Origin of the sequence: Bacillus sp. AFS018417 (assembly GCF_002560985.1) — a bacterium.
GTDB classification, from domain to species: Bacteria; Bacillota; Bacilli; order Bacillales; family Bacillaceae_G; genus Bacillus_A; species Bacillus_A rhizoplanae.
This window is the reverse complement of record NZ_NTTM01000061.1, coordinates 36,644-42,759: the sequence shown is the minus strand read 5'-3', so window position 1 is coordinate 42,759 and position 6,116 is coordinate 36,644. Positions and strand designations below refer to the sequence as shown.

The 6,116-nt window shown below is 36.8% G+C and carries 5 protein-coding genes; 3 read left to right on the top strand and 2 right to left on the bottom strand.

Going from position 1 to position 6,116, the window contains the following annotated elements:
- Positions 1 to 316: 316 nt before the first annotated feature.
- Entirely contained in the window at positions 317 to 910 is a 594-nt protein-coding gene (locus tag CN326_RS21065) for a CalY family protein (protein ID WP_098310935.1), read from the top strand.
- Between the two features lie 101 nt (positions 911 to 1,011).
- Here CN326_RS21065 and CN326_RS21060 read toward each other — a convergent pair whose 3' ends face one another.
- Positions 1,012 to 1,335 carry a helix-turn-helix domain-containing protein gene (locus CN326_RS21060; protein ID WP_098310934.1) on the bottom strand — a complete coding sequence of 108 codons (324 nt, stop codon included), beginning with the start codon at positions 1,333 to 1,335 and terminating at the stop codon, positions 1,012 to 1,014.
- An 84-nt stretch (positions 1,336 to 1,419) separates the two neighbouring features.
- Complete coding sequence (locus CN326_RS21055; protein ID WP_098310933.1) at positions 1,420 to 1,551, bottom strand: anti-repressor SinI family protein; 132 nt, start codon at positions 1,549 to 1,551, stop codon at positions 1,420 to 1,422.
- A 352-nt stretch (positions 1,552 to 1,903) separates the two neighbouring features.
- Here CN326_RS21055 and CN326_RS21050 point away from each other — a divergent pair, with 352 nt between their 5' ends.
- Together CN326_RS21050 and CN326_RS21045 are read left to right on the top strand one after the other, a co-directional pair.
- Positions 1,904 to 4,294, top strand: coding sequence for an immune inhibitor A domain-containing protein (locus CN326_RS21050; RefSeq protein ID WP_098310932.1), 2,391 nt, complete (start codon positions 1,904 to 1,906; stop codon positions 4,292 to 4,294).
- 311 nt (positions 4,295 to 4,605) lie between these two features.
- Complete coding sequence (locus CN326_RS21045) at positions 4,606 to 5,973, top strand: aldehyde dehydrogenase (protein WP_098310931.1); 1,368 nt, start codon at positions 4,606 to 4,608, stop codon at positions 5,971 to 5,973.
- Positions 5,974 to 6,116: the final 143 nt, after the last annotated feature.

Genomic DNA, 6,116 nt, shown 5'->3' with positions numbered 1-6,116 from the left:
AGAGGTGCCTTACCCTTTCTTGTAGGAAATATCATATATGTATGAAAAAAAGAGAATTTGTAAGAAAAATGCTGAAAAGGAAAGAAATATAGAAAAAAATAATATAAAAACAGAAAATTTAGAAGTTTTTGCGATTTTATTTATGTACTTATCGTTCTTTATAATGAACCATAAGTAGGTTTATTAAGGAACATACATAGAGAGAAAGAGGAAGTATATTTACAAAAATCATGTCGAGACGAAGCAATTATTCAACTAGTTATATCTCTTATCTTCATAAGAGCTAACAATAAAAAGAAAATTGGGGGAACTTAGAATGGGTATTAAGAAAAAGTTAGGCATGGGAGTAGCATCAGCAGCATTAGGGTTATCTTTAATTGGTGGAGGAACGTTTGCATTCTTTAGTGATAAAGCAGAAACAAACAATACATTTGCGAATGGTACATTAGATCTTAATGTTAATCCAAAAGTATTGGTTGATGTAAAGGATTTAAAACCAGGCGATACAATGAAGCGAGAATTTGTATTGAAAAATAAAGGTTCCTTAACAATTAAAGATGTGCAATTAGCAACTAAATACGAAGTGTTAGATGCGAAAGGTGATAACAATGGGGAAGACCTGGGTGAACATATTCGTGTAAACTTCTTCTGGAACTGGGATAAACAAAGTGAGCCAATCTATTCTAAAACATTAGCGGAATTACAGAAAGAAAACCCCGATGCAGTAGGTAAAGACGTATTCGCACCAGAGTGGGCTGAGGAAGGCGGACTTGCTCCAAAATCTGAAGATTACTTATGGGTAGAATTTGAATTTGTTGATAATGGTCAAGATCAAAATAAATTCCAAGGTGATAAACTGAAACTAAACTGGACATTCAACGCTTCACAAACTGAAGGCGAAGAAAAATAAGTGATATAACAAAAGCGGGGGCCTTTCCCCGCTTTTGTAGTTTTTGTAGTACAAATAAAAAAAAGAGTGCCTTCATAGAAAGCACTTCTTCTTACATAATATTATTTTTGTTGCTGTTTCCACTTATTAAACTCTAAAAATTCGCGGAATTGTTCTTTTGAAACACCAGAATGCATGGCTTCTTTAACAAGATTTATCCATTCTGAGTCCATTGCGTGTTCTTCTGTAGGCTCGTCATGAAGAAGAACATCAACAGAAACATGCAGAACGTTGGAAATTTTTTCGAGAAATTGAATTGAAGGATTTTTTTGTAAGTTTCGTTCGATAGAGCTAATGTATGATTTTGCAACGCCTGCTTTTTCGGCAAGTTCTGTTAAGGAAATACCTCTTTGTAGTCGCAGTCGCTTTATACGTTCTCCAATCATGTTAGCGCACCTTTCTTACTGTATGTAGTCGACATAAGATGTAATTTATTATAACACATTTTTCTTTAAAAAGAACAATGATGATTAGTTCTGTGATTTTTGATTCGCCAGTTTTAAAAAATTTGTAATTTCTTGAGTGTTAATATTCATATCTAAAGCTTCCAGCAGTAAATCGATCCACTCTTGATCTAGTATTTCCTTTTTATTTGTTTGCAAGCATGATCTCCCCTTAACGGTTAATCTTTATATGAAGATATAGATATAAAAATTATAACTAACACTATTATAATCTTAAAAATTATAATAGTGTCGAAAAATGTAAAATTTGGGCGTAATTTTAAGTTTTGTAAAAATATAACTGGATCTTGTGATTCTATATAGAATTTTAATAGTTTTATCAATATTTATCAATATTTTCTGAAAATATATTCAAATTCGAATGTTTGTTTATATAAAATAAAGGATTTTTTCAAGAATATTACAAATTAAGACAATATATTGTAAAAAGATTGAATTTTTAATATTATCAAAATATTAGTACATATTTGAGCTTAGGGAGGAAATAGGGATGAAGAAAAAGCCTTTTAAGGTGCTGTCTACGCTTGCGGCGACAGCTGTGCTTAGCTGCACATTTGGGTTTGGAAGCCAATCTGCTTATGCGGCAACACCATCTAATGTAACAACTTCTAGTCCAATCGACGATCATTTAATTCCAGAGGACAGATTGGCTGATGCACTAAAGAAGCGTGGCGTAATTAGTGAATCAGCGTCGAAAGAAGACACGTTAAAAGCTGTTGAAAAATATGTAGAAAAGAAAAAGGGTGAAAATCCTGGAAAAGAACCAGCAGCGGGGGATAGTGTTACGAAAGAAGCTTCTGACTTTCTGAAAAAAGTTAAAGATGCAAAGGCTGACACAAAAGAACAGGCAAATCAACATGTCGGCGGTCCGGTAGCTGGACAAGCTATTGGTAAAGGGGGACTAAACGGTAAAGTACCAACTACTCCAGCAAAACAAAAAGAGTATAACGGGCCTGTTCGCGAAGATAAAGTTCTTGTATTACTTGTAGAATATGCTGACTTTAAGCATAACAACATTGATCAAGAACCTGGTTACATGTACTCTGATGACTTTAATAAAGAACACTATGAAAAAATGTTATTTGGTGATGAGCCGTTTACATTATTCGATGGTTCAAAAATTGAAACATTTAAGAATTACTATGAAGAGCAATCAGGCGGCAGCTATACAGTAGACGGAACAGTAACAAATTGGTTAACAGTTCCAGGGAAAGCTGCTGATTATGGTGGTGATGCTGAAAGTGGTCACGATAATAAAGGTCCTCTAGGTCCACGTGATCTTGTAAAAGATGCATTAAAAGCTGCAGTGGATAGTGGTGTAAACTTAGCTGACTATGATGAGTTTGATCAATATGATATAGATGGCGATGGTAATAAAAATGAACCAGATGGACTTGTTGACCATTTAATGGTACTTCATGCTGGTGTAGGACAAGAAGCTGGCGGCGGTAAACTAGGTAACGATGCAATTTGGTCTCATCGCTGGACGATTGGACCAAAACCATATCCAGTTGAAGGCACACAAGCAAAGGTTCCATATTGGGGCGGTAAGATGGCAGCATTTGATTACACAATTGAGCCGGAAGACGGAGCAGTTGGTGTATTCGCACATGAATATGGTCATGATTTAGGTCTTCCTGATGAGTATGATACACAGTATACTGGTGCAGGTGAGCCGGTTCAAGCTTGGTCTATTATGAGTGGCGGCAGCTGGGCTGGTAACATTGCGGGCACAGCACCAACAAGCTTCTCTCCGCAAAACAAAGAGTTCTTCCAAAAGAACATTGGCGGTAACTGGGCAAATATCGTTGAAGTAGATTATGATAAGTTAAATAAAGGGATTGGTTTTGCAACATTCTTAGATCAAAGTGTAACGAAATCAGCTCGTCCTGGCCTGATTCGTGTGAATTTACCTGATAAAGATGTAAAAGGTATTCAGCCTGCATTTGGTCAAAAATACTACTATAGTACAAAAGGCGATGATCTTCATACAACATTAGAAACGCCGGTATTTGATTTAACAAATGCAACAAATGCGAAATTTGATTACAAATCATTGTATGAAGTTGAAGCAGATTATGATTTCCTTGAAGTACATGCGGTAGCGGAAGATGGAACGAAAACGTTAGTTGACACAATCGGTGACGAAAAAGTTAAAGGCGGCATGGATACAACTGATGGTAAATGGGTAGATAAGTCATATGACTTAAGCCAATTTAAAGGTAAAAAAGTCAAATTAGTATTCGAATATATTACAGATGGTGGTTTAGCTCCAAACGGCTTTACGTTAGACAATGCTACATTAACTGTAGATGGCAAAGTTGTGTTCTCTGATGATGCAGAAGGTACATCACAATTTAAATTAAACGGCTTCGTTGTATCAAACGGTTTTGATAAGAAGAATCATAACTACTATTTAGAGTGGAGAAACTATGCAGGTGCAGATGAAGCGTTAAAGTATGGCCGCGGTCCAGTGTACAATACAGGTCTTGTTGTATGGTATGCAGACTCTAGCTTTACAGATAACTGGGTTGGTGTTCACCCAGGTGAAGGATTCCTTGGTGTTGTTGACTCTCATCCAGAAGCAATTTGGGGAACATTAGATGGTAAACCGAGTGTTGCGAATAGCACAAGATACCAAGTTGTAGATGCTGCGTTCTCATTTGATCAAACACCGGCTTGGAAAGTTGTCTCTCCAACACGCGGAACGTTTGATTACAAAGGATTACCGGGTGTAACGAAGTTTGATGACTCTAAAGCGTATATGAACAACGCAATTCCAGATGCAGGACGTAAAGTGCCGCAGCTTGGACTGAAGTTTGAAGTAGTTGGAGAAGCAGACGATAATTCTGCAGGTGCAATTCGCGTATACCGCAAATAATGGATAAGCTGTTGAAAGGGATTCCTTTCAACAGCTTTTTTCATGGGCAAATATGTTTCAAGTCATTTGCAAAGTAATATATAATTAAATTCTACATATCGTTTTATCCCGCATTAACGGGCAGTAAGACCTCCATCTCAAGATTCAGAGAGAAGCAAAGAAGCTAGGTGGGGATAACTACTAGCATGCGCTTGATTGATGCGAGCTTTTCATTAGTCGAGAATGCAAAAATCACTCATAGAAGTTTTATTTTAAATAGGAAGAAACAAGAATGTATTATGATATACGATGAAATAGAGAGGTGAATATTTATGGAGATTGCATCAATTATAGAACGACAAAAAACGCACTTTTATAGCGGGAAAACAAGAGCAATCAATGAGAGAAAGAAACAGCTACAAGCGCTATATACAAGTATTCAGCGTTATGAGTCTGAAATTTTTCAAGCGTTAAAGCTTGATTTAAATAAATCAGAGCATGAATCGTATACAACAGAGATTGGGTATACGCTAAAAGAAATTTCGTTTATGACAAAGAATCTTTCGAAGTGGAGTAAACCGAGGAGTGCTAAAACAGCAATGACTCATATTGGATCGAAAGGAAAAATTATTCCTGAGCCCTATGGTGTAACGTTGGTGATTGCCCCGTGGAATTATCCGTTTCAACTTGCGCTTGCCCCGTTAATTGGAGCATTGGCAGCCGGAAACACAGTTGTATTAAAACCTTCAGAGTTAACGCCGAATGTCTCTAAGATTATTGCGAAAATGTTAACGGAACTATTCCCATCAGAGCTTGTCGCTGTGGTGGAGGGTGGTGTTGAGACGAGTACAGCTTTATTAAAAGAGCCGTTTGATTATATTTTCTTTACCGGGAGTGTCGGAGTTGGGAAAATTGTTATGGAGGCAGCTGCAAAACACTTAACACCTCTTACACTTGAACTTGGTGGCAAAAGCCCTTGTATTGTCCATAAAGATGCAAAGCTTGATGTTGCAGCGCGTCGGATTGTATGGGGGAAATTTTTAAATGCAGGACAAACGTGTGTTGCGCCGGATTATGTATATGTTCATTCCTCTATTAAAGAACAGTTTATAGAAGAAATGAGAAAGGCTGTGCGTGAACAATACGGAGAGCAGCCTTTGCAAAATGAAAAATATGTTCGTATTGTGAGTCAGCGTCATTTTGAAAGATTGTGTTCATTTTTGGAAGATGGGAAGGCTGTGATAGGCGGTAATTATGATAATGATAAACTACTTATTGAACCTACAGTGCTTACAGGTGTGACGTGGAATCATGCAGTAATGGAAGATGAGATTTTTGGGCCAATCTTACCACTGTTAGAATATGAACATATAGAAGATGTTATTGCAACTGTTCAACGTCATCCGAAGCCATTAGCATTATATGTTTTTGCTGAGGAACGAGATATACAAAAGCAAGTGACGCAATCCATTTCTTATGGAGGTGGTTGTATTAATGACGCTGTGTATCATTTAGCGACTCCATATTTACCATTTGGTGGTGTTGGTCCAAGCGGATTGGGTAGTTATCATGGAGAGTCCAGCTTTCAAACCTTTTCGCATTATAAAAGTATTTTATCTCAATCGACAGTGTTTGACATGAAAATCCGCTATTCTTCTACAAAAAATGCTTTAAAATTCATCCGAAAATTGTTAAAATAGTGATGGTATTTATCGGTTAGCGTAGCTGTATGATAAAACCCCTTCATAATTGAAGGGGTTTTTCTATTCAGGGTGTGTATCATATAAAGTGAAATTTTTATTGATAGGGGTTCTCCACATCTATTTTTTGATTCCTCGGAATT